The 25484-nt window shown below is 71.7% G+C and carries 21 protein-coding genes; 9 read left to right on the forward strand and 12 right to left on the reverse strand.

Features of this window, described 5'->3' with window-relative positions; genetic code table 11:
- Positions 1–7: 7 nt before the first annotated feature.
- A complete protein-coding gene (locus ACFRAV_RS08245) occupies positions 8–1681 on the reverse strand; it encodes a polyamine aminopropyltransferase (protein WP_382552660.1) in 1674 nt (557 codons plus the stop codon).
- A gap of 118 nt (positions 1682–1799) precedes the next feature.
- Complete coding sequence (locus ACFRAV_RS08250) at positions 1800–2357, reverse strand: DUF2617 family protein (protein ID WP_382552661.1); 558 nt, start codon at positions 2355–2357, stop codon at positions 1800–1802.
- Positions 2358–2610: 253 nt separating this feature from the next.
- Between ACFRAV_RS08250 and ACFRAV_RS08255 the strand changes: the two genes are divergently transcribed.
- The 3 genes from ACFRAV_RS08255 to ACFRAV_RS08265 all read left to right on the forward strand — a co-directional run bounded on the left by ACFRAV_RS08255 (position 2611) and on the right by ACFRAV_RS08265 (position 5735).
- Complete coding sequence (locus tag ACFRAV_RS08255) at positions 2611–3159, forward strand: hypothetical protein (RefSeq protein WP_382552663.1); 549 nt, start codon at positions 2611–2613, stop codon at positions 3157–3159.
- Between the two features lie 24 nt (positions 3160–3183).
- Positions 3184–4389 carry a pyridoxal phosphate-dependent aminotransferase gene (locus tag ACFRAV_RS08260; RefSeq protein WP_382552665.1) on the forward strand — a complete coding sequence of 402 codons (1206 nt, stop codon included), beginning with the start codon at positions 3184–3186 and terminating at the stop codon, positions 4387–4389.
- Positions 4390–4493: 104 nt separating this feature from the next.
- Complete coding sequence (locus ACFRAV_RS08265) at positions 4494–5735, forward strand: hypothetical protein (RefSeq protein WP_382552707.1); 1242 nt, start codon at positions 4494–4496, stop codon at positions 5733–5735.
- A 42-nt stretch (positions 5736–5777) separates the two neighbouring features.
- Here ACFRAV_RS08265 and ACFRAV_RS08270 read toward each other — a convergent pair whose 3' ends face one another.
- Positions 5778–6308, reverse strand: a complete 531-nt coding sequence (locus tag ACFRAV_RS08270; RefSeq protein WP_382552666.1) for a YbjN domain-containing protein — start codon at positions 6306–6308, stop codon at positions 5778–5780.
- Between the two features lie 132 nt (positions 6309–6440).
- On the opposite strand from ACFRAV_RS08270, the gene ACFRAV_RS08275 reads away from it, so the two are divergent.
- Positions 6441–6872 (forward strand): hypothetical protein, encoded by a 432-nt coding sequence (locus ACFRAV_RS08275; RefSeq protein WP_382552667.1) that lies wholly within the window; start codon positions 6441–6443, stop codon positions 6870–6872.
- Between the two features lie 72 nt (positions 6873–6944).
- On the opposite strand, the gene clpB is transcribed toward ACFRAV_RS08275, so the two are convergent.
- The 3 genes from clpB to ACFRAV_RS08290 all read right to left on the reverse strand — a co-directional run bounded on the left by clpB (position 6945) and on the right by ACFRAV_RS08290 (position 10271).
- Positions 6945–9539, reverse strand: coding sequence for an ATP-dependent chaperone ClpB (gene clpB / locus ACFRAV_RS08280; protein ID WP_382552668.1), 2595 nt, complete (start codon positions 9537–9539; stop codon positions 6945–6947).
- A 226-nt stretch (positions 9540–9765) separates the two neighbouring features.
- Positions 9766–10098 (reverse strand): hypothetical protein, encoded by a 333-nt coding sequence (locus tag ACFRAV_RS08285; protein ID WP_382552670.1) that lies wholly within the window; start codon positions 10096–10098, stop codon positions 9766–9768.
- Complete coding sequence (locus ACFRAV_RS08290) at positions 10095–10271, reverse strand: hypothetical protein (RefSeq protein ID WP_382552671.1); 177 nt, start codon at positions 10269–10271, stop codon at positions 10095–10097. Before ACFRAV_RS08290 ends, ACFRAV_RS08285 begins: the two co-directional genes overlap by 4 nt.
- 166 nt (positions 10272–10437) lie before the next feature.
- Here ACFRAV_RS08290 and ACFRAV_RS08295 point away from each other — a divergent pair, with 166 nt between their 5' ends.
- A complete protein-coding gene (locus tag ACFRAV_RS08295) occupies positions 10438–11454 on the forward strand; it encodes a helix-turn-helix transcriptional regulator (RefSeq protein WP_382552672.1) in 1017 nt (338 codons plus the stop codon).
- Here ACFRAV_RS08295 and ACFRAV_RS08300 read toward each other — a convergent pair.
- The gene (locus ACFRAV_RS08300; RefSeq protein ID WP_382552674.1) at positions 11451–12488 is read right to left on the reverse strand and encodes a LuxR C-terminal-related transcriptional regulator; all 1038 of its coding nucleotides are present in this window, start codon (positions 12486–12488) and stop codon (positions 11451–11453) included. The two genes, ACFRAV_RS08295 and ACFRAV_RS08300, sit on opposite strands and share 4 nt — an antisense overlap.
- Positions 12489–12608: 120 nt before the next feature.
- The gene (locus ACFRAV_RS08305; protein WP_382552675.1) at positions 12609–13673 is read right to left on the reverse strand and encodes a sugar ABC transporter substrate-binding protein; all 1065 of its coding nucleotides are present in this window, start codon (positions 13671–13673) and stop codon (positions 12609–12611) included.
- A 344-nt stretch (positions 13674–14017) separates the two neighbouring features.
- Between ACFRAV_RS08305 and ACFRAV_RS08310 the strand changes: the two genes are divergently transcribed.
- Entirely contained in the window at positions 14018–14278 is a 261-nt protein-coding gene (locus tag ACFRAV_RS08310; protein ID WP_382552677.1) for a hypothetical protein, read from the forward strand.
- A 183-nt stretch (positions 14279–14461) separates the two neighbouring features.
- Positions 14462–16090 (forward strand): fibronectin type III domain-containing protein, encoded by a 1629-nt coding sequence (locus ACFRAV_RS08315; protein ID WP_382552679.1) that lies wholly within the window; start codon positions 14462–14464, stop codon positions 16088–16090.
- A gap of 84 nt (positions 16091–16174) precedes the next feature.
- Here ACFRAV_RS08315 and ACFRAV_RS08320 read toward each other — a convergent pair whose 3' ends face one another.
- Genes ACFRAV_RS08320 through dnaK form a run of 4 tightly spaced genes read right to left on the reverse strand, consistent with a single transcriptional unit; the run spans position 16175 to position 20443 of the window.
- Positions 16175–16621: a heat shock protein transcriptional repressor HspR gene (locus tag ACFRAV_RS08320; protein ID WP_351113706.1), complete on the reverse strand. Its 447-nt coding sequence runs from the start codon at positions 16619–16621 to the stop codon at positions 16175–16177.
- 4 nt (positions 16622–16625) lie between these two features.
- On the reverse strand, positions 16626–17822 hold the full coding sequence (dnaJ, locus tag ACFRAV_RS08325) for a molecular chaperone DnaJ (RefSeq protein WP_382552681.1): 1197 nt from the start codon (positions 17820–17822) through the stop codon (positions 16626–16628).
- A 60-nt stretch (positions 17823–17882) separates the two neighbouring features.
- Positions 17883–18584: a nucleotide exchange factor GrpE gene (grpE, locus tag ACFRAV_RS08330; protein WP_382552683.1), complete on the reverse strand. Its 702-nt coding sequence runs from the start codon at positions 18582–18584 to the stop codon at positions 17883–17885.
- The gene (gene dnaK, locus ACFRAV_RS08335) at positions 18581–20443 is read right to left on the reverse strand and encodes a molecular chaperone DnaK (RefSeq protein ID WP_382552685.1); all 1863 of its coding nucleotides are present in this window, start codon (positions 20441–20443) and stop codon (positions 18581–18583) included. The genes grpE and dnaK overlap by 4 nt, the downstream gene beginning before the upstream one ends.
- A gap of 391 nt (positions 20444–20834) precedes the next feature.
- Here dnaK and ACFRAV_RS08340 point away from each other — a divergent pair, with 391 nt between their 5' ends.
- Positions 20835–23117 carry a (Fe-S)-binding protein gene (locus ACFRAV_RS08340; RefSeq protein WP_382552686.1) on the forward strand — a complete coding sequence of 761 codons (2283 nt, stop codon included), beginning with the start codon at positions 20835–20837 and terminating at the stop codon, positions 23115–23117.
- 425 nt (positions 23118–23542) lie between these two features.
- A complete protein-coding gene (locus ACFRAV_RS08345) occupies positions 23543–25012 on the forward strand; it encodes a VCBS repeat-containing protein (protein ID WP_382552687.1) in 1470 nt (489 codons plus the stop codon).
- The last annotated feature ends 472 nt before the right edge of the window (positions 25013–25484 follow it).

The raw sequence follows: 25484 nt of genomic DNA on the forward strand, positions 1-25484 counted from the left end.
CGCGCCCTCAGTAGCGCGGGTGCGCCAGCGTGGAGGCCGGGAGCCCGGTGACCCGGGTGCGCCCGGCGGCCCGCTCCGCCGCCGTGAGGGAACCTTCCTTCAGGGTGTGCGGCCGCGGCCCCCCGGGCACCGGCCCGAGCCGTGGCGCGGCCGGCCCTCCCGAGGCGAGGAACAGCCCCCACTCCCGGCCGGCCGCCCCGGTGACCCGGTACGCCGTCGCCCGCAGCCCCGCCGCCCGCAGCGTCGCCCCGACCGTCCAGTACGCCCGGGGGCTGCCCGCCGCGGACCCGGCGTGGACCGCCAGCCGCCCGTCCGGCGCCGTCACCCGCCGCGCCAGCCCGTAGAACTCACGTGAGTACAGCTTGGCGCTCGCGGTGTTCCCGGGATCGGGGAGGTCGGCGATCACGACGTCGTACGGCCCGCCCCGCGCGACCCTCAGCCACTGGAAGGCGTCCGCGGCGGCGATCCGCACCCGGGGGTCGTCGTACGCGTGCTCGTTGAGCGCGGCGAGCCCCGGATCGGTACGGGCCAGCCGGACCAGTTGCGGGTCGGCGTCGACCACCTGGACCTCCCGCACGTCCCGGAACCGCAGCACCTCCCGCAGGGCGAGGCCGTCGCCGCCGCCCAGCACCAGCACCCGCGCCCGCGGGCCGTTCATCGCCGGGTGCACCAGCGCCTCGTGGTACCGCCGTTCGTCCCGCCCGTCGACGCGCAGGGTGCCGTCCAGGTAGAGGTTGAGCGGGCGGCCCGGCCCGCCCCCGGTGAGCGCGACCTCCTGCGCGCCGGTGCGCAGCGACACCCGCAGACCGTCGCCGTACAGCGCCCGCCCCGCCGCGCGTTCGAAGTCGTCGGCGAGCACGGCGGCCGTGCCGAGCAGGGCCAGCACCAGCACGTTGGCGACCAGCAGCACCCGCCGCGCCCGGCGGCCGAGGTCCCGGCCGAACAGGCCCAGCACCAGCGCCGCCCCCACCACCGCGTTCACCCCGCCGGTGAGCAGCGCCCCGGTGAGCTGTCCGAACTGCGGCAGCAGCAGGAACGGGAAGGCGAGGCCGCCGACCAGGGCGCCCACGTAGTCGGCGGCGAACAGGTCGGCGACCGCCCCGCCGGGGTCCTGCCGCCGGATCCGCTGGATCAGCTCCATCAGCAGCGGCACCTCGACGCCGATCAGCAGCCCTATCGCCAGGGAGACCGCGACCAGCACCACGCTGGGGCCGTCCCTCCACAGCCCGCCCCAGGCGCCGGTCCAGGCGAAGACCGCGTACAGCGCCATCGCGCTGCACCCGCCGACCAGCGCGAGGGCGGCCTCCACCGCGCCGAAGGCGGCCGCGGCACGGCGGCGCAGCCGCTTGGCGGCCAGCGAGCCCAATCCCATGGCGAAGACCATGACCGACAGCACCACGGACGCCTGGGTGACCGAGTCGCCCATCAGGTACGAGGCCATGGCGACCAGTTCGAGCTCGTACACCAGCCCGCAGGCGGCGCAGACGAACACCCCCGCGAGCACCAGGAACCGCGCCGTCCCGGGCCGCAGCGGCAGCCGCACCGCGCATCCCTGACCGCCCCCGGCCCCGGCCGCCCGGTCCATGCCGCCGCGCGGGCCGAGACCCTCGCCGGTCCGCCCCGCAGCCCCCTTCCCGGGTCGGTGGGCCGGTGGTGCGGGCGGGGCGTGCGGTTCGATCACATGGCCACCGTACGTCATCGATCGAACACCCATCGTCACCCGCCCGGGTGGTACTGGCGCACTCACGGCGCGTTGGCACCGCGTGCGCGCCCACCGCGTGCGCGCCGGTCGGACCCGGTCAGCGCAGGGCGCCCACCGGCAGCCGGCCCATCCCGGTGACCGTCTCGGCACCGACCCCGAGGCCGACCGTGGTGCGCGTCGCCACCAGCTGCCCGTCCTGCGGATAGGCGTGCCAGGTGCGCCAGACGGTCTCCCCCTGGGTGCGCTGCGCGAGCAGCGCGGTGAAGGCGTGCGGGCTGCCGGGGAAGACGCCCACCAGCCCGTTCGGGTGGTCGGAGACCAGGGCGATCAGCTCTTGGGCCCGCCCCGCGAACGCCCCCGGCGAGAGCACCTCCACCCGGGCCGCGAACTGGTACTCCCAGCCGCTCACCCGCTTGGCCACGCCCAGCGGCAGCGGCGTGCTGGAGCCGGGGATGCAGGCGACCGTCTCCGAGCAGGCGCCGTCCTCCCGCTCGAGGATGACCTGGTGGGAGGCGCCGAGCAGTCGCAACTGGAGCTTGACGTCGGTGAATCGGAGGTCGAGTGCGGCCAGGGCGGGCAGCGGTTCACGCCCGAGCGCCCAGGCCAGGTCGGACGCACGCGTATCGCTGTACGGGGTGTTCAGGGTCGTGAGCATGGGGTCGGCTCCGCTAGCGCGCAGAAGAGGATGTCGGACCGGCGCCCCGGGGTCGGCACCAGGGGAGGTCGGTTCTGCCCCGGCCGGGAAGGCGGCCGCTCAGGTGTGGCGGCCGTCCGCGGGGCTGCGTCGGCGAGTAGAGAAAAGCACGAACGTCGGTGACGCCACAGCGTTTTTACCCAAGTTCGTCGGCTTTCCATCCTTCGGTGGGTTCTTCGGCTCAACTGTTCAACGACGCACCCCCATCGCCCAGTTGTCCGAACGCGCGGCGACGTCCGCCGCGGGTTCGACCCTCGGCGGACGTCCGCGGCCGGCGGAGGCTCAGCTTCCGCCGCCGCACCCTCCTCCGCCCCCGCAGGAGGAGCTGCTCCCGCACGAGGACGAACTGCTCCCGCAGGACGACGAACCGCTTCCGCAGGACGACCTGGACGAGTCGCCGGAGTCGCCGGACGACGACCCGCTGTCGGCGGCCCACCAGCCGCCGGCGCCGGCGTCCGCTCCCGAGTGCGACGAACTGGAGCTCGACGACCTCGACGACCGGGACGACCGGGACGACGAGCCCGACGGGCGGCCTCGGCGGACGTTCCCCACACTGTGGTGGGCCATGCGGGAGACCCGCCTGTTCATGGCGACCACGAACCACACGAGAAGAACCACCGGCAGAATCACCACGACCACGATGACGGCAGTCAGCACGGCTCCGCCCTCCTTCCACGCTCCCCCGAAGCGCCCCCCGTGGGCCCCTCTCTCCGCAGCGTGCTCCGGTGATGCCCGATGCCGCAACGGCCCAACACAGAGTTGAGCAAGGCCAGAGCTTGGGCGCAGGATGGCCGCCATGAGCATCCCCGACCGGGCGGTCCGCCCTCTCCTCAACCGCCGTCTCGCCGAGTTCGGGACGACCGTCTTCGCCGAGATGTCCGCCCTGGCGGCGTCCACCGGCTCCATCAACCTCGGGCAGGGCTTCCCCGACACCGACGGCCCGGAAGAGGTCCGCGAGGCGGCGGTGCGGGCCCTGCGGGACGGCCGGGGCAACCAGTACCCGCCCGGCCCCGGCGTCCCCGAACTGCGCCGGGCGATCGCCGGCCACCAGCAGCGGCGCTACGGCCTCGGCCTCGACCCGGACACCGAGGTGCTGGTCACCGCCGGGGCCACCGAGGCGATCGCCGCGGCCATGCTCGCCCTGGTGGAGCCGGGCGACGAGGTGGTCGCCCTGGAGCCGTACTACGACTCCTACGCCGCCTGCGTGGCGATGGCCGGGGGCCGCAGGGTCCCGGTGACGCTGCGGCCCCACGAGGGGACGTTCCGCCTCGACCTCGACGAACTGCGCGACGCCGTCACCGACCGGACCCGCCTGCTGCTGATCAACTCCCCGCACAACCCGACCGGCACGGTCCTCACCCGCGAGGAACTCGCGGCCGTCGCCCGGCTCGCCGTCGAACGCGACCTGCTGGTGGTCACCGACGAGGTGTACGAGCACCTGGTCTTCGACGACGCCGAACACGTGCCGCTCGCCTCGTTCCCGGGGATGCGGGAGCGCACGGTCACCATCTCCTCCGCCGGCAAGACGTTCTCCTTCACCGGCTGGAAGGTCGGCTGGGTCACCGGATCGCCGGAACTGGTCACGGCGGTCCGCTCGGCCAAGCAGTTCCTCACCTACGTCTCGGCCGGGCCGTTCCAGTACGCGGTGGCCGAGGCGCTGGCGCTGCCGGACTCCTACTTCGACGGGCTGCGCGCCGGCCTCACCGCCAAGCGGGAGCTGCTGACCGCCGGCCTGGAGGCGGCGGGCTTCGGCGTGTTCCGCCCGGCCGGCACCTACTTCGTCACCACCGACATCCGCCCGCTCGGCGAGCACGACGGCGTCGCCTTCTGCCGCGAACTGCCCAAGCGGGCGGGCGTGGTGGCCATCCCCACCGCCGTCTTCTACGACGACCGGGAGGCGGGCGCCCCGTTCGTCCGGTTCGCCTTCTGCAAGAAGGACGAGGTCCTGCGCGAGGCGGCGACCCGCCTCGCCTCCCTCGCCGACCGACGCTGACGGCGAGGGTCCCGGGCGCCGCACGAGCGGGAACCCCGGCGACACCCGGCGTGCCGTGACCGTTTTCGTCCGTTTCGCCCTGCATCGTGCGTGGTGTGAACCCGATGCTCGCCGCCCTCGTACCGTCGCCCGCCCGCCGGAGGACCAGCCCTGCCGAGCCGTCCGAGCCGTCCGAGCCGACCGGGCCCCCGGCGGCCGGCGGGCGGGCGCGCCGCGCCGTTCCCACCGTGGTCACCGCGGTGGGGCTGTTCGCCGCCGCCCGGCTCACCGGCGTCCTGGTCCTCACTCTGCTGGCGCACGCCCACGGCAAGGACGCCACCACGCTGCTCGGCCGCACCTGGGACTCGCTCTGGTACATCGGCATCGCCGCCGACGGCTACGGCGAGCTCCGCCCGTACACCCGGCTGGTCCTGAACGACCTGGCGTTCTTCCCGCTCTACCCCTGGCTGATCCGGGCGGTGACCGCCCTGCTGCCGATCGGCGGCGGAGCGGCGGGGATCCTGCTGTCCTGGGGCGCGGCGGCCGCGGCGGCCGCCGGGATCTACCTGATCGGCCGCCGGGTGCACGGCCGGGGCGCCGGCGTCCTGCTGGTGCTGCTGTGGGGGCTGACGCCGCACTCGGTGGTGCTGAGCCTGGCCTACACCGAGCCGCTGCTGACCGCCCTGGCCGCCTGGGCGCTCTACGCCACGATGACCGAGCGCTGGCTGTGGGCCGGCGCGCTGGCCTGCCTGGCCGGGCTCTCCCGGCCCAACGGCCTCGCCGTCGCGGCGGCGGTCGCGGTGACCGCCGCGTGGCACGTGGCCGTGCTGGCGCGGAGGCGCGAACTTTCTGTCCACACCCTGTGGAAACCGGCGGCGGGGACGGTGCTCGCGCCCCTGGGCTGGGTGGGCTTCTTCCTCTGGGTGGGCCGGCGGCAGGGCGACTGGCTGGGCGGCTACTTCGAGGTCCAGCGCAAATGGGGGTCGGCCTTCGACCTCGGCCGGGGGAACCTGGAGTTCGTCGGCCACCTGCTGCGTCACCCGGACAAGCTGGTGTTCACGGTGGCGCTGGTGATCGTGCTGCTGGCGGTGCTGCTGCTCGGGCTGCTGATCGCGGACCGGGCGCCGCTGCCGCTGATCGTCTTCAGCGCGGTGCTGCTGCTGATCGCGCTCGGCGGTTCGGGCTACTTCGCGTCCAAGCCGCGGCTGCTGCTGCCCGCCTTCCCGCTGCTGCTGCCGCTCGCCGCGGCGCTGACGCGGACGGCGAGAGCCCGGCCGCGGCACGCGACGCTGGTGGTCGCGGCCCTGGCCGGGCTCTCGTTCGCCTACGGGGCGTACCTCGTCGTCATGGCGACGTCACCCCTGTGAGGCCCCGGCGGGGCCTCTGTGCGGCCCCTGTGAGGCGGACGCTCAGGCGTCGTCGTCGGGCTTGTCCGCCTCGTTGACGTCCTGCTCCAGGCCGAGCTGCTCCACCAGCCACTTGTCGAACTCGATGGCGGCGCGGACCCAGCTGACCGTGGAGGACACGAAGTGCTCCAGGCTGACGCCCATGCCGATCAGCATCTGCGCCTCGCCGATGAGGCGGACGGTGCCGTCGTCGTGGGTGTGGGTGTAGACCTTGGGCCACAGGGTGCGGCGGTTCCAGTCGTCGATGGACTCCAGGAGCTGCGGCTTGGCCTCGATCTCGTGCGGGCGGTCGTAGAACGTCCGCACCGAGAAGATCGCCTGTTCGTTCTCGCCACGGAACATGAAGTACGTGCGGAAGCTCTCCCACGGGGCGGCGAGGTCACCCTCGTCGTCCACCACGTACTTCAGCTCCATCTGCTCGAGAAGCTGCTTCACCAGGTCCTGATCCGGGACAACGGGGCCCGCCGGTCCCTGGGGCTGCGGCTCGGGCTGCTGGCCCCCGAAGTTCGGAATCGAGGACGGGTCGATGCTCACCGTAATTTTCCCTTCGTATGGATCTCCCGCCAGTCTCCCTCACGGGGGGCGGGTCCCTGCAACCCCTGGGCCGCTCGGGGCGTCGTACGTGGCGTGATCCGACCCGGTCGGACGGGCGGCGGAGGGGGAACGGTGGGGAATCCGGACAATCGGCCGAGCTGCACGCTGATCGTCGTGCTCACGCTGGCGGCGGTGCTCCTGCTGTCACTCCTGATGTCCGTCGCGTTCGTCGTGGCCGCGTCACCGTCCGACGCCGACTGCGACGAGGCCCTGGCCTACGGCGCGGCCGGCCCACCGCCGGCCGGGGCCACGGACCTCAGATGCGAGGCCGGGACGTGGGACATGACCACCTACGACGTCACCTTCCGCCTCCCGGCGGACCAGGCGCGGTCCTGGGTGGCCGACAACTACCCGGACGAGGAGCCCTGGACGGACGGCGACCACGTCCTGCACCTGGAGGTCGGCTTCGGGGAGTCCCCCGACAAGGCATCCACCGTCCGCGTGGAGGTGACGCCCCACGCGGACGGGACCTCCACCGTGACGTGGTCGGCGACGGGAATCTGAGCGCACGGCGCCGCGGCCCCGCCGCGCCCCCGCTCGGGCGGCGGGGGCGCGGCCCTGTGGGCCCGGCGGCGGTCAGCCCGCCGTGACGGTGAGGCCCGCGCCCGGTTCGGGGGCGCGGTCGACGCGGACGGTGTCGCCGTCCTTGATCTGGCCGGAGATGATCTCCTTCGCCAGGCTGTCGCCGATGGCCGTCTGGATCAGGCGGCGCAGCGGGCGCGCGCCGTACGCCGGGTCGAGGCCCTTCTCGGCGAGCCAGGCCAGCGCGGGCGGGGTGATGTCCAGCGTGAGCCGGCGCTCCGCGAGCCGCTTGGCCAGGCGGCCGATCTGGAGCTCGGCGATCCGCTCCAGCTCCGGCTTGGTGAGCGCGGAGAACACCACCAGGTCGTCCAGCCGGTTGAGGAACTCCGGCTTGAAGGACGCCCGTACGACCTCCAGCACCTGCTCCCGCTTGGTCTCCTCGCTGCTCAGCGGGTCCACCAGGTACTGGCTGCCGAGGTTGGAGGTGAGGATCAGGATGGTGTTGCGGAAGTCGACCGTGCGGCCCTGGCCGTCGGTGAGGCGGCCGTCGTCGAGGACCTGGAGCAGGATGTCGAAGACCTCCGGGTGCGCCTTCTCCACCTCGTCCAGCAGCACGACGCTGTACGGCCGCCGCCGCACCGCCTCGGTGAGCTGGCCGCCCTCCTCGTAGCCGACGTAGCCGGGAGGCGCGCCGACCAGCCGGGCCACGCTGTGCTTCTCGCTGTACTCCGACATGTCGATGCGGACCATCGCCCGCTCGTCGTCGAAGAGGAAGTCGGCGAGCGCCTTGGCGAGCTCGGTCTTGCCGACGCCCGTCGGGCCGAGGAAGAGGAACGAGCCGGTCGGCCGGTCCGGGTCGGCGATGCCCGCCCGGGTGCGGCGCACCGCGTCGGAGACGGCGGCGACGGCCTGCTTCTGGCCGATGAGCCGGCGCCCCAGCTCGTCCTCCATCCGCAGCAGCTTGTGCGTCTCGCCCTCGAGCAGCCGCCCGGCGGGGATGCCCGTCCAGGAGCCGACCACGTCCGCGATGTCGTCCGGGCCGACCTCCTCCTTGACCATGGTGTCGTCGCGGGAGGCCTCCGCCTCCGCCTCGGAGGCGGCCTCCAGCTCCCGCTCGAGGGCCGGGATCTCGCCGTAGAGCAGCTTGGAGGCGGTGTCGAAGTCGCCGTCGCGCTGGGCGCGTTCGGCCTGGCCGCGCAGCTCGTCCAGCTTCTCCTTCAGCTCGCCGACCCGGTTGAGGGACTGCTTCTCCTTCTCCCAGCGGGCGTTGAGCCCGCGCAGCTCCTCCTCCTTGTCGGCGAGGTCGCGCCGCAGCCGCTCCAGGCGCTCCTTGGAGGCCTGGTCGGTCTCCTTGGAGAGGGCGAGCTCCTCCATCCTCAGGCGGTCGACGGAGCGCTGCAGCTCGTCGATCTCCACCGGGGAGGAGTCGATCTCCATGCGGAGCCGGGAGGCGGCCTCGTCGACCAGGTCGATGGCCTTGTCCGGCAGGAAACGGGAGGTGATGTAGCGGTCGGAGAGGGTGGCCGCGGCGACCAGGGCGCTGTCGTTGATCTGCACCTTGTGGTGGGCCTCGTAGCGGCCCTTGAGTCCGCGCAGGATGGCGATGGTGTCCTCCACCGACGGCTCGGCGACCAGCACCTGCTGGAAGCGCCGCTCCAGGGCGGGGTCCTTCTCGATCCGCTCGCGGTACTCGTCGAGCGTGGTCGCGCCGACCATGCGCAGTTCGCCGCGGGCCAGCATCGGCTTGAGCATGTTGCCCGCGTCCATCGCCGAGTCGCCGCCGGCGCCCGCGCCGACCACGGTGTGCAGCTCGTCGATGAAGGTGATGATCTGCCCGTCCGAGTCCTTGATCTCGGCGAGGACCGTCTTGAGCCGTTCCTCGAACTCGCCGCGGTACTTCGCCCCCGCGACCATCGCGCCGAGGTCCAGCGACACCAGCCGCTTGTTCTTCAGCGACTCGGGCACGTCCCCCTTCACGATCCGCTGGGCGAGGCCCTCGACGACGGCGGTCTTGCCCACGCCGGGCTCGCCGATGAGGACCGGGTTGTTCTTGGTGCGGCGCGACAGCACCTGCACGACACGGCGGATCTCGTGGTCCCGGCCGATCACCGGGTCGAGCTTCCCCTCGCGCGCCGCGGCGGTGAAGTCGGTGCCGAACTTCTCGAGTGCCTTGTACTGACCCTCCGGGTCCGGGGTCGTCACCCGGCGTCCTCCCCTGATCTTCTGGAACGCGTCCAGCAACTTGTCCGCGTCGGCTCCCTGCCGGGACAGCACGTCCCCGGCCGCACCGCCCTTGGCGGCGACGCCGATCAGCAGATGTTCGGTCGAGACGTACTCGTCGCCCAGCTCCTTCGCCCGCTGCCCGGCGTCCGCGACCACCATCAGCAGGTCGCGGTTGGGCTGGGGCGGCGCGACCGTCGAGCCGGTCACGCTGGGCAGGCCCGCGAGCACCTTCTCGGTGCCCTGCCGCACGGCCGCGAGGTCGGCCTCCACGGCGGCCAGCAGGTCCAGGACGTTCTCGTTGTCGGCGCCCTCCAGCAGTGCCAGCAGGAGGTGTGCGGGCGTCAGGTCCGGATGCCCCTCGGTCACCGCGCGGCTGCTCGCCGCGTTGAGTGCCTCCCGGCTCCTGTTGGTCAGCTCGGCGTCCACGTCCGGTACTCCTCCCTTGCCTGCCTCACGTCAGCGTGCGGGTACACGCGTCGGATACCCGCTCTGACGCGGCCAACGTCCACAAACTTGAGTCTATTCCACTCAATGCGGTGGGAGGCGGAGGAGTTCCCGGGCACACGACAGCGGCGCCACCGTGTTCAGGTCACGGTGGCGCCGCTGCCGGGGGGAAGCACCTGAGGCGATCTTTGACGTTGGGGGTATCGCGTCAGGCGCTGCGGGGGGTGGCTGAGGAGACTTCGGGGAGTTCGTGGGGGGCGAACTCCCGGTGGTCCCTTTGGTCCAGGTTCACGAAGATCATTCCATAGCGGATCGCGCAGCGGACCGGCTGCGGCGCTCCGCGGGGGCGGCGCAGGCACCGGAACGCCCGCACGTCCTCCTCCTCGTCGCGCGTCACCACGACCGGCTCCCCGAAGACGGTGACCATCAGGGAGTCGCCGGCGTGGGGGAGCGCGGTGACGAGGTCGACGAAGTGCCAGCCGGACCGGTAGGCCACGGCCATCTCACGGCGGAACGAGCGGTCGTCCGGCGGGGTGGTCATGCTTCCGCGCCCGCCTCGTACGCGGGACGAGCCGTGACGCTGTCGTACCAGACCCAGTCGGCCTGGACACTCGTGCCACCGTCGACGCCCTGCCCACTCCCGTCGGCGATACCGAGGAGCGCGCCCGCCGAGAAGGCAACAGCAAGCGCCGAGAGAAGCATTCTCTTGCACATGATGGGCTTCGTCCTCACTTCCCAATACGATCCCCGCCGCATCAGACGATGGCGCATACCGGCACACGATGGCCAGTTCGAAGATGCATCATGTTCCTGCACGTTCATAACCCTGGGGGGCGGAGATTTGCGGAATACCGGCACAACAGGGACACATCTCCACGGGATGGAGGAGCTGTGCGAGAGCGGCAGGCGTCTTTACGCGGACGCGCTGCACCTGGGACGCATCCGGCGCTCGGCGGCGGAGAGTGCGCCTTGCCTGCTGGAGCTCGCCCTGCTCCAGCCGGATCCCGACGACTCGGCCTGGCTCCGGCCGGTGCCGCCGATGACCGCGCTGTCCCAGCGGCTGCACCCGCTCGAGCGGGAGATCCGGGAGCGTCGCGAGCACGCGGTCCAGCTCGCCCAGGCCTTCGAGCCGTTCCTCTCCATCGCCACCCACAGCCGGCCCACGACCCACGCCATCACCGTGCTCGAGGGCGCGGAGCGGATCAACGAGGCGATCCGGCTGGCCCAGGCCAACTGCCGCTCGGAGATCCTCTCCGTGCAGCCGGGCGGGGGCCGCAGCGAGCCGGCGCTCACCGCGGCGGTCCACTTCGCCCAGGAGGCACCGCACGGTATCGCGGCCCGCGTGCTCTACCAGCACACCGCCCGACACAGTCACGGAACCCTCACCTACGCGCGGCTGATGAACGAGTCGCAGATGGAGTTCCGCACCGCGCGGACCCTGGTCGACCGTCTGATCATCTTCGACCGCTCGGTGGCCTTCATACCCGCCCAGGACGACCGCAAGGTCGCCCTGGAGCTCCGCCATCCCGGCGTGGTCGACTACCTGGTCAAGGTCTTCGAGCAGCAGTGGCACAGCGCCGAGCCCCTCTTCCAGGAGCAGCCGAGGGAAGCCGCCGTCGACGGCGTCCCCGAGATCCAGCGGACCATCGCCCGGCTGCTGGTCGAGGGGCAGGTGGACGAGGCCATCGCCCGGCGCCTCGGCATGAACGTCCGCACCTGCCGCGCCCACATCGCCAAACTGGCCGCCGCGCTGGGCAGTGGCAGCCGGGCCCAGCTCGGCTACCTGATAGCCCGCTCGGGCCTTCTGGAGGACGGCAGCGACACGCAGGGCCCCGAGGGCGCCGAGGAGGCGGAGGAGGCCGACGAGGCCCCTGCCGGGGGGCAGGACCTGTCCTAGGGCAGGAAGCCGTCCGCCCCCGGCGGGCGGTCAAGACCCGCCTGGGCGATCCGCACGCCCAGCTGGGTCCGGCTGGCGGCCCCCAGCCGCTCGCTCAGGCGGGCGATGTGCGCCCGGCAGGTGCGCACGCTGATGCCGAGCCGTTCGGCGATGGCGGCGTCCTGGTGGCCCTCGGCGAGGAGCGCGGCGATCGACCGCTCCCGGTGGGACACCCCCACCCCGCCGTCCTCCGGCGCCGGAACGGGCGAGCCGACCGGCACCGCCAGCCGCCACAGCCGCTCGAAGACGGTGGCCAGGTAGTCCACCAGGGCGGGGTGCCGCAGTTCCAGGGCCACCGAGCGGCGGCTGTTGGCCGGCACGAAGGCGACCGTGCGATCGAAAAGAATCAGCCGTTCCGGCACCTCGTCCAGGGTGCGGGCCTCGACGGCGTCGCCCATCAGTTCCAGGTAGCCCAGCAGGCCCTGCCCGTGCCGGGCCACATGCGTGTACAGGTCGCGCATCCGCACGCCGCGGTGCCGCAGCTCCATGGCGCGCGGCAGGCCCTCGGTCAGCTCGTGCTCGGGGCGGATGCCGCCCGGCTGCACCGTCAGCACCTCGGTGACGCAGGCCGCGGAGGCCTCGTCGATGGCCGTCTGGATCCTCGGCAGCCCGTCCAGGACCCGCAGCGACGCCTCGCTCCCCAGCGGCCCCGTGCCGCCCGCCGGGCGCAGCCGGCTGCCGAGGCCCGCGTAGCGGTCGGCGGCCGAGAGCGCCGAGTCCATCCGCCGGTGGGCGTCGCCCATCTCCGCGCACAGCTCGCGCAGCAGCCGGGTCATGACCTCCTGGGGCGCCGTCGGCACCAGCCAGTCCATGTCGTCCGGGTCGGGGTGCAGCAGGCCGAGGTCCAGCAGGCAGGGCACCGCCTCGGAATCGCGGCGCGGCACCCGCCCCCGGCGGACGGCACGGGCGTACGCCCGGTCGCCCTCCTCGCACAGGCGCTCGGGACCGTGCGGATGCTCCTGGGCCGCACGGACCGCGGCAGCCTCACCGGACATTCAGTTCTCCACCCCCGGTAGCGCCGCCTGTTCGCAGCGCCACTATGCGCGGCCGCGGACCCGCGCCGCAATACGCCACCGGCCCCGAGGGGGCTCGGGGCCGGCCGGTGCGTCAGGACGTCAGAGCAGCTTGGCGGCCTTGCAGGCCTCGCGAATTTCGGCCACGCAGATCTCGTCGACCTTGTGGACGCCGTCGGCGACGACGGTGTCCTTGATGTTGTCCCGGGTGAGTTCGATCACGGGGACGAGCGCCGCCGGAATGTCCTTGTCGGTGGGGCTGTCCACCGAGTCGCGGGTCAGCGCGTCGAACTGGATGTCGTGGCTGCGGACCTTGGCGACGGCCATCTCCGCGGCGGCCTCGGCCTCGTTCGGGTACGGCTTGTAGACCGTCATGTACTGCTCACCGGTGACGATGCGCCGCACGGCCTCGATGTCCGCGTCCTGGCCGGTGATGGGCGGCATGTCGGTGACGCCCGCCTCCTTGAGCGCCTCGACCACGCCGCCGGCCATGCCGTCGTTGGCGGAGAGCACGCCCTTGATCTTGGAGACGCCGAGCTGCTTGATCGCCTCCGCCATGTTCTTCTTGGCCTTCTGCGGGTCCCAGCCGTCGGTGTCGTACTCCTTGGCGACGGTGAGGCCGGTCAGCTCGCCCTTCGCGCCTTCCTTGAACATCGCGGCGTTGGGGTCGGCGGGCGAGCCGTTGATCATCACGATGGACTCGCCGGGAACCGCCTCGGCCAGCGACCGGCCCTGGACCTCGCCGACCACCGTGTTGTTGAACGAGACGTACGCGTCGACCGGGCCCTCGGCCAGACGGTCGTAGGCGATGACCGGGATGCCCTGTTCCTTGGCGTACTTCACCTCGGACGCCACCGCGGCCGCGTCCACCGCGTCCACGACGATCACGTCGACCTTGGCGTCGACCATCGAGCGCATCTGCCGGTTCTGCGCGGTCTGGTCGCCGTTGGCGTTGGCGTAGCGGACCACGCCCTGGCCGTCGGTGAGCTCGTCGACCTTGTCCTTGAAGATCGGGAAGTCGAAGGCCTCGTACCGGGAGATCTTCTTCTCCGGCATCAGCAGACCGATCGTGATGTCGTTCAGGTCGGACGGAGCGGCGTCGTCGCCATCCTTCCCCTGAGCACCCCCGCACGCGGCGAGCGAGAAGGACAGCGTGACGGCGGCCATGGATATGGCATAACGACGCATTCGAAAGCCCACTTCTGCGTTCGGTTAAGGGCGGGGCGTCCCACCACGATCCGGGCCGACGAGGGCGTCACGGGCGGAACGGCACGAAGGGGAATCGGTCGTTGCCGTGACCGGGACGATGTTCTGCGGCTCGTGTGAAGACAGAGCGGAATCATAGCCAGTGTCCCTTCACACGTCTCCCTGGGTGTCCCGCGCATCCGTGGGGTGATCACCCACAGGGGGCGCGGGCCGGCGTACAACCTCGTCCGTCCCTCGTGAGTCATGGTTCACGGCCGTCTCCCGCGAACGGCCCTCTTCACGGACCCTTCAGGAGTTCCCCGATCGTGAACCGCATCTCCACGGCACGCGCCGCCACCGCCGCCGCGGTGGTCCTCGCCACCACCGGTGGCCTGATCGGCGTGGCCGCCTCCACCTCCTCCGCGGCGGTGACCTGCGCCTCCCCGGTGTTCAAGCGGCAGTTCTTCGCGGACACCAGCTTCTCCGGCATGCCGAAGAAGACCGACTGCGACAGCGCCATCGACCAGAACTGGGGAACGGGAGCGCCGGCGACCGGCCTCCCCTCCAACTACTTCGGCGTCCGCTGATCCGTCACCCGCGACTTCGGCTCCGGCGGCCCCTTCACCTTCACCGCGTCCTCGCGTGACGGCATCCGCGTCTACCTCGACGGCGTCCGCAAGGTCGACCTCTGGAAGAACGTCTCCAGCACGGTCTCCAAGACGGTCAACCTCACCGTCCCCCAGGGCAAGCACAGCCTGCGGATCGACTTCGTGAACTGGACCGGCTCGGCCGACGTCAAGTTCGCCTACACCCCCCGCACCACCGCGACGGTGGACAAGGTCAAGCCGCTCACGCCCGGCGGCGCCGCCCTGACCTACAGCACCAGCACCTACAAGTCCAAGCTCTCCTGGACCAGGAACCCCGAGATGGACCTCGCCGGCTACCAGGTCTACCGCCGCGTCTCCGGCGGCTCCTACCCGACGAAGCCGCTCGCCGTCACCACGGCGTCGGCGACCTCGTACACCGACACCCCGCCGATGGACGGCAAGCTCTACTACTACGAGGTCCGCGCCTACGACAAGGCAGGCAACACCTCCACCGGCACCGCCGACAAGGGCGTCACCACGGTGGACCTCACCGGTCCGGCCGCGCCCACCGGACTCACCGGCGGCACCGACCTCTACGGCGCACGCCTGAGCTGGAACGCGGTCGCGGACGCCACCCGCTACGAGGTGCTGTGGCAGGACCCGCAGACCGGTGAGCGGACCAAGGTGGGCTCCTCCGCTCAGACGTCGTTCCACGACTGGTCCCACTACGCCGGGGTCTTCCTCGTACGCGGCTACGACACGGCGGGCAACCCGGGGGCCCTCTCCGCTCCTTTCACCGTCGACGGCGTCGACCGCACACCACCGGCCGCACCCTACGGTCTGAAGGCACTGGTGCGTCCCGGCCAGGTGTTCCTGACCTTCAACACGCCGGAGGAACCACTCTGGGGCGAGCTCGCCAACGGCGCGCGGGTGTACGTGTACCGGACGCGGGGGACCGGGCCCGACGCGGAGACGGTCGAGGTCCAGTGCCGGGAGGGTGACGAGGACACCTACATGGACGACCCGTACAGCTGGGCCGACGGAGAGATGATCTTCAGCTGCGTCGACCGGACCGGGGAACCCGACACCACGTACACCTACACGGCGGGCGTCACCGACGGCAGGGGCAACGCGTCCGAGCGGTCCACACCAGTGACGGTCAACACCACCGACCGCACCGCACCGGCCCCGCTCACCGGCCTGACGGCCACGCCCCGCGCCGACGGCGTGCTGCTGCGCTGGGACGTTCCGGCGGACGACATCGCGTCCTACCGTGTCCGGCGCGCCGTCACCGGCAGCGACGGTACGGTCCAGTGGCAGGACGTCTCCTGCACCTTCACGTACGAGGACATGGACGTCAGGCTGTGCCCGAACCTCCCCGACGGAGAGAAGGCCACCTACTCGGTCCGGGCCATGGACGAGTTCGACAACGTGCTCGCGCCGGACGACCCCAGCGTCCCCACGGTGACCGTCACCGAGCTCGTCGTTCTTCCCGGCGACCCGGTCGTCACGACCTCGGGCCCGCTGACCGCGAGTCCGCGTTCCGGCGGTCCCGCCACCGTCGCGGCGACCTGGCACTGCTCGGGCGTCGACGAATGCGCCGACATCACCGAGTACCGGGTGAGCGTCTGGGGCGACACCGGCTGGCGGCCTGCGGGCAGCGTCCGGGGCGGCGCCCAGGGCTGGGTCCGCTACAGCGATCCGGAGCAGCTCCTCGGCTCCACGACCTGGTACCAGGTGGTGGGGGTCCGCGCCGACGGCACGGAGCTTCTCGCGATCCACACCTACGCCATCCGGTACGACCAGTACTGAGTCCACGCGAGCGGCCCCTTACACACCGAAGGGCCAGGAAGACCGTCAGGTCTCCCCGGCCCTTCGGCCGTTCGCGTCCCGCCGTCACTGACCCCGCGTCGGCGGGCGCCACACCACCAGGGCGCTGGTGCGGGTCGCCTCCTGGTACGGGACCAGGTCCCGCCGGTAGGAGGCGTGCACCGCCGCCTCGCGGGCCCGGATCGTCGCCGCCGCGCCCTCGACCGCGGACTGCAGCTCCGCGACGCGGGACTGGAGGGCGGCGACCTGGTTCTCCAGCTCGATGATCCGCTTGATCCCGGCCAGGTTGATCCCCTCGTCCTGCGACAGCTGCTGCACCTGGCGGAGCAGCTGGATGTCGCGGGCCGAGTAGCGCCGGCCACGCCCGGCCGTGCGGTCCGGGGAGACCAGGCCGAGGCGGTCGTACTGACGCAGGGTCTGCGGGTGCAGGCCGGAGAGCTGGGCCGCCACCGAGATGACGTAGACCGGGGTGTCCTCGGTCAGTTCGTACGGGTTGCGCCGCCGACCGTCCATCTCGTCATGCTCCCTTCGCGGCTTCGAACAACTCCGCTCGCGGGTCCTCCCCCGCGGTCGCCTCGCGGTACGCCTCGAGGGCGTCCCGGGCCTTGCCCGACAGGTCCTTGGGAACGCTCACCTCGACGGTGACCAGGAGGTCGCCGCGGGTGCCGTCCTTGCGGACCGCGCCCTTGCCCCGGGCGCGCATGGTGCGCCCGTTGGGCGTGCCGGGAGGCAGTTTCAGGGTGACCGGCGGACCGCCCAGCGTGGGCACCCGGATCTCGCCGCCGAGGGCGGCCTCCGTGTACGTCACCGGCACGGTCACCGTCAGGTTGTCGCCCTTGCGGCCGAAGACCGGGTGGTCGTCCACGTGGACGACCACGTACAGGTCGCCGGCCGGTCCGCCCCGCTCGCCGGGCGCGCCCTTGCCGCGCAGCCGGATCCGCTGGCCGTCGCTCACACCGGCCGGGATGCGGACCTGCATGGTGCGCGAGGACTTGGCCCGGCCGGAGCCCTTGCAGATGTCGCAGGGGTTCTCGGCGATGAGGCCGCGCCCCTTGCAGTCGGGGCACGGGTCGGTCAGCGAGAAGCCGCCGCCCGAACCGCGGGCCACCTGCCCGGTGCCGACGCAGGTCGGGCACACGCGCGGCGTGCCGTTCTTGTCGCCGGTGCCCGAACAGGCCTTGCACGCCTGCTGGCTGGACATCCGCAGCGGCACCGTGGCGCCGTCCACCGCCTCGGTGAAGCTGAGCGTCACCTCGGACTCGATGTCCTGCCCGCGCCGCGGCTGCGTGCGGGCGCCGCCCGGGGCGCCGCCGCGGTTGCCGAACAGGCCGCCGAAGACGTCGCCGAGACCGCCGCCGCCACCACCGCCGAAGCCGCCACCGCCGGCGCCACCGCCCTGGGTCCCTCCGAAGAGGTCGCCCAGGTCGAAGTTGAACGTTCCTCCGGCACCCGGGCCCGGACGGAAGCCGCCACCGTTGCCGAAGAGCGCGCGGGCGTCGTCGTACTCCTTGCGCCGCTTGGGGTCGCCGAGCACGTCGTTGGCCTCGGAGATCTCCTTGAAGCGCTCCTCGGCGGCCGTGTTGCCCTTGTTGGCGTCCGGGTGGAACTCGCGGGCGAGCTTCCGGTACGCCTTCTTGATCTCGGCCTCGGTGGCGTCCTTCGGAACGCCGAGAACCTTGTAGTAGTCCTTCTCGATGAAGTCCTTGGTACTCATCCCCGACGTCCCTCCTTCCGTCCGTCACCGGCGCGCCGAAGACCGGCGCGCCGCCTCACGTCAGCCCTCGTCCGGGCCACCGTTCTCCTTGTGCTCGGCGTTCTCGGCGTTCTCGGCGCCGTCGGCACCTTCGGACGCCTTCTCGCCCTCGGCCCCCGACTCCTCGGCGTCCGCCTGCGCACCCGGCTGCGGCTCGGCCACGGCCACCCGCGCGGGGCGGATGATCCGGTCGCCGATCTTGTACCCGGGCTGCAGAATGCCCACGCAGGTGGTCTCGGTGACGTCCGGCGCGTAGCTGTGCATCAGCGCCTCGTGGATCGTCGGGTCGAAGGGCTCGCCCTCCTTGGCGAACTGCTGCAGGCCCATCTTCGCCGCGACCGTCTCCAGCGACTCGGCCACCGACTTGAAGCCGCCGACCAGTTCGCCGTGCTCACGGGCGCGCCCGATGTCGTCGAGCACCGGCAGGAGCTCGGTCAGGAGGTTCGCCACGGCGATCTCCCGGACCGCGATCCGGTCGCGCTCGACCCGGCGGCGGTAGTTCTGGAACTCCGCCTGGAGCCGCTGCAGGTCCGCGGTGCGCTCGGAGAGCGCGGTGCGGGCCTGGTCGAGCTGCGCCGTCAGGCCTGCGGCCTGTGCCGCGTCCCCGGCCGGGGCCGCCGGCTCCTCCTGGGAGGAGTCGGCGGCCTGCGGCTCGGCGTCTTCGGAACCGCTGCCGGAAGGGACGTCGGGCTTCTCGTCAAAACCCGGGGTCTCCTCCGTCACGCGGCACCGTCCTTGCGCTCGTCGTCGACGATCTCGGCGTCCACCACGTCGTCCTCGGGAGCACCGGCCTGGGCGTCACCGGCCGTGGCGCCGCCGGCGGCCTGGGCGCCCTGGGCGTCGGCGTACATGGCCTGGCCGAGCTTCTGCGAGACGGCCGCGAGCTTCTCCGTGGCGGTGCGGATCTCCGCGGAGTTGTCGCCCTCGGCGGCGTCGCCCTTGAGCTTCTCCTTCAGCTCGGCGACGGCGCCCTCGACCTCGGTCTTGACCTCGCCCGGGACCTTGTCCTCGTTGTCCTTGAGGAACTTCTCGGTCTGGTAGACGAGCTGCTCGCCCTGGTTGCGGATCTCGGCGGCCTCGCGACGCTTGTGGTCCTCCTCCGCGTAGCGCTCGGCCTCCTCACGCATGCGGTCGACCTCGTCCTTCGGCAGCGAGGAGCCGCCGGTGACGGTCATCTTCTGCTCCTTGCCCGTGCCCAGGTCCTTCGCGGTCACGTGCATGATGCCGTTGGCGTCGATGTCGAAGGAGACCTCGATCTGCGGGACGCCGCGCGGGGCCGGCGGGAGGCCGGTCAGCTCGAACATGCCGAGCTTCTTGTTGTACGCCGCGATCTCGCGCTCGCCCTGGTAGACCTGGATCTGCACGGACGGCTGGTTGTCCTCGGCCGTCGTGAAGATCTCCGAGCGCTTGGTCGGGATCGTGGTGTTGCGCTCGATCAGCTTGGTCATGATGCCGCCCTTGGTCTCGATGCCGAGGGACAGCGGGGTGACGTCGAGGAGCAGAACGTCCTTGACCTCGCCCTTGAGGACACCGGCCTGGAGCGAGGCGCCGATGGCGACGACCTCGTCCGGGTTGACGCCCTTGTTGGCCTCCTTGCCGCCGGTCAGCTCCTTGACGAGCTCTGCGACGGCGGGCATGCGGGTCGAGCCGCCGACGAGGACGACGTGGTCGATCTCGCCGAGCTGGATGCCGGCGTCCTTGATGACGTTGTGGAACGGCACCTTGCAGCGCTCGAGCAGGTCGGAGGTGAGCTGCTGGAACTGGGCGCGGGTGAGCTTCTCGTCCAGGTGCAGCGGGCCCTCGGCGGAGGCCGTGATGTAGGGCAGGTTGATCGAGGTCTCGGTGGACGAGGACAGCTCGATCTTGGCCTTCTCGGCGGCCTCGCGCAGACGCTGCAGGGCCATCTTGTCCTTGCCCAGGTCCACGCCGTGGGCGTTCTGGAACTGCTTGACCAGGTAGTCGACGACGCGCTGGTCCCAGTCGTCACCACCGAGGTGGTTGTCGCCGTTGGTCGCCTTCACCTCGACGACGCCGTCGCCGATCTCCAGCAGCGAGACGTCGAAGGTGCCGCCGCCGAGGTCGAAGACCAGGATGGTCTGGTCGTCCTTGTCGAGGCCGTAGGCCAGGGCGGCCGCGGTGGGCTCGTTGACGATGCGCAGGACGTTCAGGCCCGCGATCTCGCCGGCCTCCTTCGTCGCCTGGCGCTCGGAGTCGTTGAAGTACGCCGGGACGGTGATGACCGCGTCGGTCACCTTCTCGCCCAGGTAGCTCTCCGCGTCCCGCTTCAGCTTCTGCAGGATGAACGCGGACATCTGCTGCGGGTTGAAGTCCTTGCCGTCCAGGTTGATCTTCCAGTCGGTGCCCATGTGGCGCTTGACCGACCGGATGGTCCTGTCGACGTTGGTGACGGCCTGGCGCTTGGCGACCTCGCCGACGAGCACCTCGCCGTTCTTGGCGAAGGCGACGACGGACGGCGTGGTCCTGGCGCCCTCGGCGTTGGTGATGACGGTGGGCTCACCGCCCTCCAGAACGCTGACGACCGAGTTGGTCGTACCCAGGTCGATGCCGACCGCACGTGCCATGGTGATCTTCCTCCAGCTGACTTGAGTGGAACAGACTCAAGTGTGCACGACCTCGCGGCGAGAGGCAACAGACCTGAGCCGGACGGACTCAACTTTACGGAGGCGGGGCCCGCAGGGCCGCCGGAGAGCGCTTCACGGCCGCTCCGGCGGCTTCCCGGAACCGGCCCGGCGGGGCAACCGAGGGACGCGGCGGGCGGCGCGGGGAAGGGCGGACGCACCACGCCCCTGCCCCGGGAGATACTGAGGCAACCCTCAGCGACGCAGATCACCGCTCCGACGGCTGCGGGCGGCGCTGGATATGGATAGTCTCGAACGGACTGGATAAGTTACCGCTTAGTAATCTGCTCCGTTCCTTGTTCTCCACACCCCTCGCAGGCCCGAGGAGCCTCCCATGCAACTCGCCGCGATCATCGTGTCGCTGGTCCTGACCGTGGTGGGCGTCGCCTTGCTCGCACGCGCCGTCGGTCAGTTCGTCCGGTACTTCAAGCTGGGGCAGCCGGTGCCCGCGGGTACCCGGACCGACAACCCCTACCAGCGCAGCGTGACGCTGGTGAAGGAATTCCTCGGCCACACGCGGATGAACCGCTGGGGGATCGTCGGCTTCGCCCACTGGTTCGTCGCCGTCGGCTTCTTCTCCCTGGTGCCCACCCTGATCACCGCGTTCGGCCAGCTCTTCCAGGCCGACTGGGCGATCCCCTTCATCGGGCACTGGACGCCGTTCGAGATGTTCGTCGAGTTCATCGGCACGATGACGACGCTCGGCATCCTCACGCTGATCGTGATCCGCCAGCTCTCCAAGGCGACCCGCCCCGGCCGCAAGTCCCGCTTCGCCGGGTCCAACGCCGGCCAGGCGTACTTCGTCGAGACGGTCATCCTGACCATCGGCCTCGCGATCATGATGCTGCGCGGCCTCGAGGGCGCCCTGCTGGACATCCCGCACTACGAGCCCGCGTACTTCGCCTCGTACCCGCTGGTGCTGGCCTTCAAGGGCCTGGGCGTCACCACGCTGCAGAACCTGATCTACCTGTTCGCGATGATCAAGATCGGGACGTCCTTCATCTGGATGATCGTGGTCTCGCTCCGGACGGACATGGGCGTCGCCTGGCACCGCTTCCTGGCCTTCCCCAACATCTGGTTCAAGCGCAACGCGGACGGCTCCACGGCGCTCGGCGCCCTGCAGCCGATGACCTCCGGCGGCAAGGAGATCGACTTCGCCGACCCCGGTGACGACGACGTCTTCGGCGTCTCCCAGGTCGAGCAGTTCTCCTGGAAGGGCCTGCTGGACTTCTCCACCTGCACCGAGTGCGGCCGCTGCCAGTCGCAGTGCCCCGCCTGGAACACCGGCAAGCCGCTCTCCCCGAAGCTGCTGATCATGTCGCTGCGCGACAACATGCACGCCAAGGCCCCGTACCTGCTGGCCGGCGGCGGCAAGACCATGGAGGGCGAGGAGAAGGCCTCCGAGGAGCAACTGGCGGGCGTGCCCGCGTCGGCGCTCGCCGAGGCCGAGCGCCCGCTGATCGGGGCGCTGGAGGAGAACGGCGTCATCGACCCGGACGTCCTGTGGTCCTGCACCACCTGCGGCGCCTGCGTCGAGCAGTGCCCGGTGGACATCGAGCACGTCGACCACATCGTCGACATGCGCCGCTACCAGGTGATGATCGAGTCGGCCTTCCCCTCCGAGGCGGGCACGATGCTCAAGAACCTGGAGAAGAAGGGCAACCCCTGGGGCCTGGCGAAGAAGCAGCGCCTGGAATGGCTCAAGGAGGTCGAGTTCGAGGTCCCGGTCGTCGGCAAGGACATCGAGGACCTCACCGAGGTCGAGTACCTCTACTGGGTCGGCTGCGCCGGCGCCCTGGAGGACCGCGCCAAGAAGACCACCAAGGCCTTCGCCGAGCTGCTGCACATCGCGGGCGTCAAGTTCGCGATCATGGGCGGCGACGAGAAGTGCACCGGTGACTCCGCCCGCCGCCTCGGCAACGAGCCCCTGTTCCAGGAGCTCGGCATGGAGAACGTCATGGCGCTGAACATGGCGTTCGGCGAGGAGATGGACGACGACGGCAAGGTCACGCCGGAGTCGGCGAAGCCGAAGTCGGCGAAGAAGATCGTCGCCACCTGCCCGCACTGCCTCAACACCATCGGCAACGAGTACCCGCAGCTCGGCGGCGACTACGAGGTCATCCACCACACCCAGCTGCTCCAGCACCTGATCGACGAGGGCAAACTGATCCCGGTCACCCCGGTCGAGGGTCTGATCACGTATCACGACCCCTGCTACCTGGGCCGCCACAACAAGATCTACACGCCTCCGCGCGAGATCATCGCCAACGTCCCGGGCCTGCGGAACGAGGAGATGCACCGCCACAAGGAGCGCGGCTTCTGCTGCGGCGCCGGCGGCGCGCGGATGTGGATGGAGGAGCGGATCGGCAAGCGCATCAACAACGAGCGCGTCGACGAGGCCCTGTCCCTCAACCCGGACATCGTCTCCACCGCCTGCCCGTTCTGCCTGGTCATGCTGACCGACTCGGTCAACGGCAAGAAGAACGACGGCAAGGCCAAGGAGTCGATCCAGGTCGTGGACGTCGCCCAGCTCCTCCTGGAGTCGGTCAAGACCCCCGCCGACCCGGCGGGCGAGGCGGAGACCGAGGACACGCCGGAGCCGCAGCCGGCGCAGTGAACCGGCGGCGCTGTACGAGGGCCGGAGCCCGGCCGAGCTTCCTGAGCTCGGCCGGGCTCCGGCTTTTCCGTGCCCCCCGTGCCCGACGCCGGCCACACCGGGCCGGTGGTGAACTCCGGGGACGCCGTCACCGCCGCCCCACGCGACCGGCACCTCGCGGGCTTCCGCTGCCGTCGGTCGCACCGGCCGACGTCCGTCCCGGGGACGCGGCGCCCTGCCTCCCCGGGCGGCACCTCGTCCCCTTCGCCGACAGACGCCGCCACCATCCGCGCGGACAGGGCCCGGCCTTCCGTGGGGTGCACCTCAACTGCCCCTACAACCATCAGGAGTTGTCACCGGTCTCGTAGACCGCCCGGCCTCGGCGGCCGGGGCGTCACCGCGAGGCCGGCCGTGACCCGGTCCGCCCCGCCGGACCAGGGAGCCGCATGAACCGCAGAACCCGCACCGCCCTCACGGCCGCCTCGGCGGCCGCCCTCACCGGCGGCCTGTTCACCGCCGCCGCACCGGCCGCCGTCGCCGCGGACGCGGCGGTCGTCGCGCGGGCCGACTTCAACGGCGACGGCGCCGGCGACGTCGTCTCCTCGGCCCGGGCCACCGTGAACGGCCACCCGAAGGCCGGCCAGGTCGTCGTGACCTACGGCGTCAAGAGCAAGGGCCTCACGGCGGACAGGCGGTCCGTGATCAGCCAGGCCACCCCGGGCGTGGCCGGCACCCCCGAGGAGGCGGACTGGTTCGGGTGGCGCAACGCCTACGCCGACTTCGACGGCGACGGTTACGACGACCTCGCCGTCGGGGCCCACCGGGAGGACGTCGGGGACGTCCAAGACGCCGGATCCGTCACCGTCCTGTGGGGTTCCGCCGGCGGACTCACCGGCCAGGGCTCCGTCCAGATCGAGAACCCCGCCGGCGACTTCCGGTCGGCCCGCTGGGGCGACCGTCTGGCGGCCGGTGACTTCGACGGCGACGGCAGGCAGGATCTGGCCGTCATCGGCCTGAGCACCACGGTGACCCTGATCAAGGGCGGCATCACCAGATCCGGCTCCTACGGCGACGCACAGCAGGTCCCCACCCCGCTCACCGACCGGATCTCACAGGCACTCACCGCCGGCGACGTGGACGGGGACGGGGCCACCGACCTGCTGGTGGGCGGCTTCGCCGAAGAGGGGATGGAGTCGATCCGGGTGCCCCGGAACTTCCTGCTGCGCGGCTCACCCTCGGGCCTGGACCCCGCCGGCGTCACGGAAATGCCGCCCGGCAGCCACAGCTCCATCGGCGACATCGACCGCGACGGCCTCGCGGACGTCGTCTCCGGCATGACGTACGACAGGTGGACGGACCGCCCCGGCCTGCCCTACTCCTCTCTGGGCGGCCGGATCTGGATCACCTACGGCACCGAGGACGGCACCGGGAGGGTCCGGTCCGTCGACCAGGACACCGCCGGTGTCCCCGGCGTCGGGGAGACCGGTGACGGCTTCGGTTTCTCCACCGACCTCGGCGACATCGACGGGGACGGCTACCTCGACCTGGCCGTCGGCGTGGTGTCCGAGGTGGTGGGCGCCACCCGTACAGGCGCCGTCGTCATCCTGCACGGCAGCGCCTCGGGCATCACCACCGGCGGGGCGCAGACCCTCCACCAGGCCACCTCCGGCGTGCCCGGCACCGCCGAGGACGGGGACGGGTTCGGCGGAGACGTGAAGCTGGACGACGTCACCGGCGACGGCAGGGCCGACCTGGTCGTCGCGAGCCCCGGCGAGAACGACGGCAACGGCGGCATCACCTTCCTGCCCGCCGGCGGGGGAAGGATCACCGCGACCGGCTCGCGTGTCCTGTCCCCGACCGCGCTGGGCGTCCCCACGGCCGGCAAGCCGATGCTCGGGGAGGATCTCGCCCGCTGACCGGGCGACAGCACACCCGACGACAGGACAGCCGACGCCGGTCGTGCACCGCGCCCGGTCCCGCGGACCGGGCGACACCGCGGGACGGCCCTGACCCGAACCGCCCCGCCGGACCAGGGAGCCCCGTGCGGCGACGGCCGGGCCGACCTCGTCGTCGGCAGCGGCGGGGAGAACACCGGCAACGGCAGCATCACCTACCTGCCCTCGGCCGGCGGGACGATCACCGCCACCGGATCCCGCGCGCTCTCCCCGACGGCGCTCGGCGTCCCCACCGCGCACGAGCCGCAGCTCGGCGACCGGTTCGCCGACTGAGGCCATGGCCCGGACCGCCCGCCCGGCCACACCAGGCTCGCTCCGGGGGCGCCCCGGCCGCCTGCCCCGGACGCGGGTGATCCGGCCCACTCCCCCGCCGTACAACCATGCCCGGCCCTCGGGGGTCTTCACCGGCGTCCGGACGCTCACGCCGGACGTT

It is taken from the genome of Streptomyces sp. NPDC056600, from assembly GCF_042792855.1.
In the GTDB taxonomy this organism is placed as follows: Bacteria; Actinomycetota; Actinomycetes; order Streptomycetales; family Streptomycetaceae; genus Streptomyces.

Coding starts and splice junctions, on each gene's coding strand:
- ACFRAV_RS08305 (WP_382552675.1), bottom strand. CDS start 13,673: ATGGCCGCCGTCACGCTGTCCTTCTCGCTCGCCGCGTGCGGGGGTGCT.
- ACFRAV_RS08320 (WP_351113706.1), bottom strand. CDS start 16,621: ATGGACGGTCGGCGGCGCAACCCGTACGAACTGACCGAGGACACCCCG.
- ACFRAV_RS08265 (WP_382552707.1), top strand. CDS start 4,494: ATGCTCGCCGCCCTCGTACCGTCGCCCGCCCGCCGGAGGACCAGCCCT.
- ACFRAV_RS08260 (WP_382552665.1), top strand. CDS start 3,184: ATGGCCGCCATGAGCATCCCCGACCGGGCGGTCCGCCCTCTCCTCAAC.
- ACFRAV_RS08300 (WP_382552674.1), bottom strand. CDS start 12,488: ATGTCCGGTGAGGCTGCCGCGGTCCGTGCGGCCCAGGAGCATCCGCAC.
- ACFRAV_RS08250 (WP_382552661.1), bottom strand. CDS start 2,357: ATGCTCACGACCCTGAACACCCCGTACAGCGATACGCGTGCGTCCGAC.
- ACFRAV_RS08295 (WP_382552672.1), top strand. CDS start 10,438: ATGGAGGAGCTGTGCGAGAGCGGCAGGCGTCTTTACGCGGACGCGCTG.
- dnaJ (WP_382552681.1), bottom strand. CDS start 17,822: ATGAGTACCAAGGACTTCATCGAGAAGGACTACTACAAGGTTCTCGGC.
- ACFRAV_RS08340 (WP_382552686.1), top strand. CDS start 20,835: ATGCAACTCGCCGCGATCATCGTGTCGCTGGTCCTGACCGTGGTGGGC.
- ACFRAV_RS08285 (WP_382552670.1), bottom strand. CDS start 10,098: ATGACCACCCCGCCGGACGACCGCTCGTTCCGCCGTGAGATGGCCGTG.
- ACFRAV_RS08290 (WP_382552671.1), bottom strand. CDS start 10,271: ATGTGCAAGAGAATGCTTCTCTCGGCGCTTGCTGTTGCCTTCTCGGCG.
- ACFRAV_RS08345 (WP_382552687.1), top strand. CDS start 23,543: ATGAACCGCAGAACCCGCACCGCCCTCACGGCCGCCTCGGCGGCCGCC.
- dnaK (WP_382552685.1), bottom strand. CDS start 20,443: ATGGCACGTGCGGTCGGCATCGACCTGGGTACGACCAACTCGGTCGTC.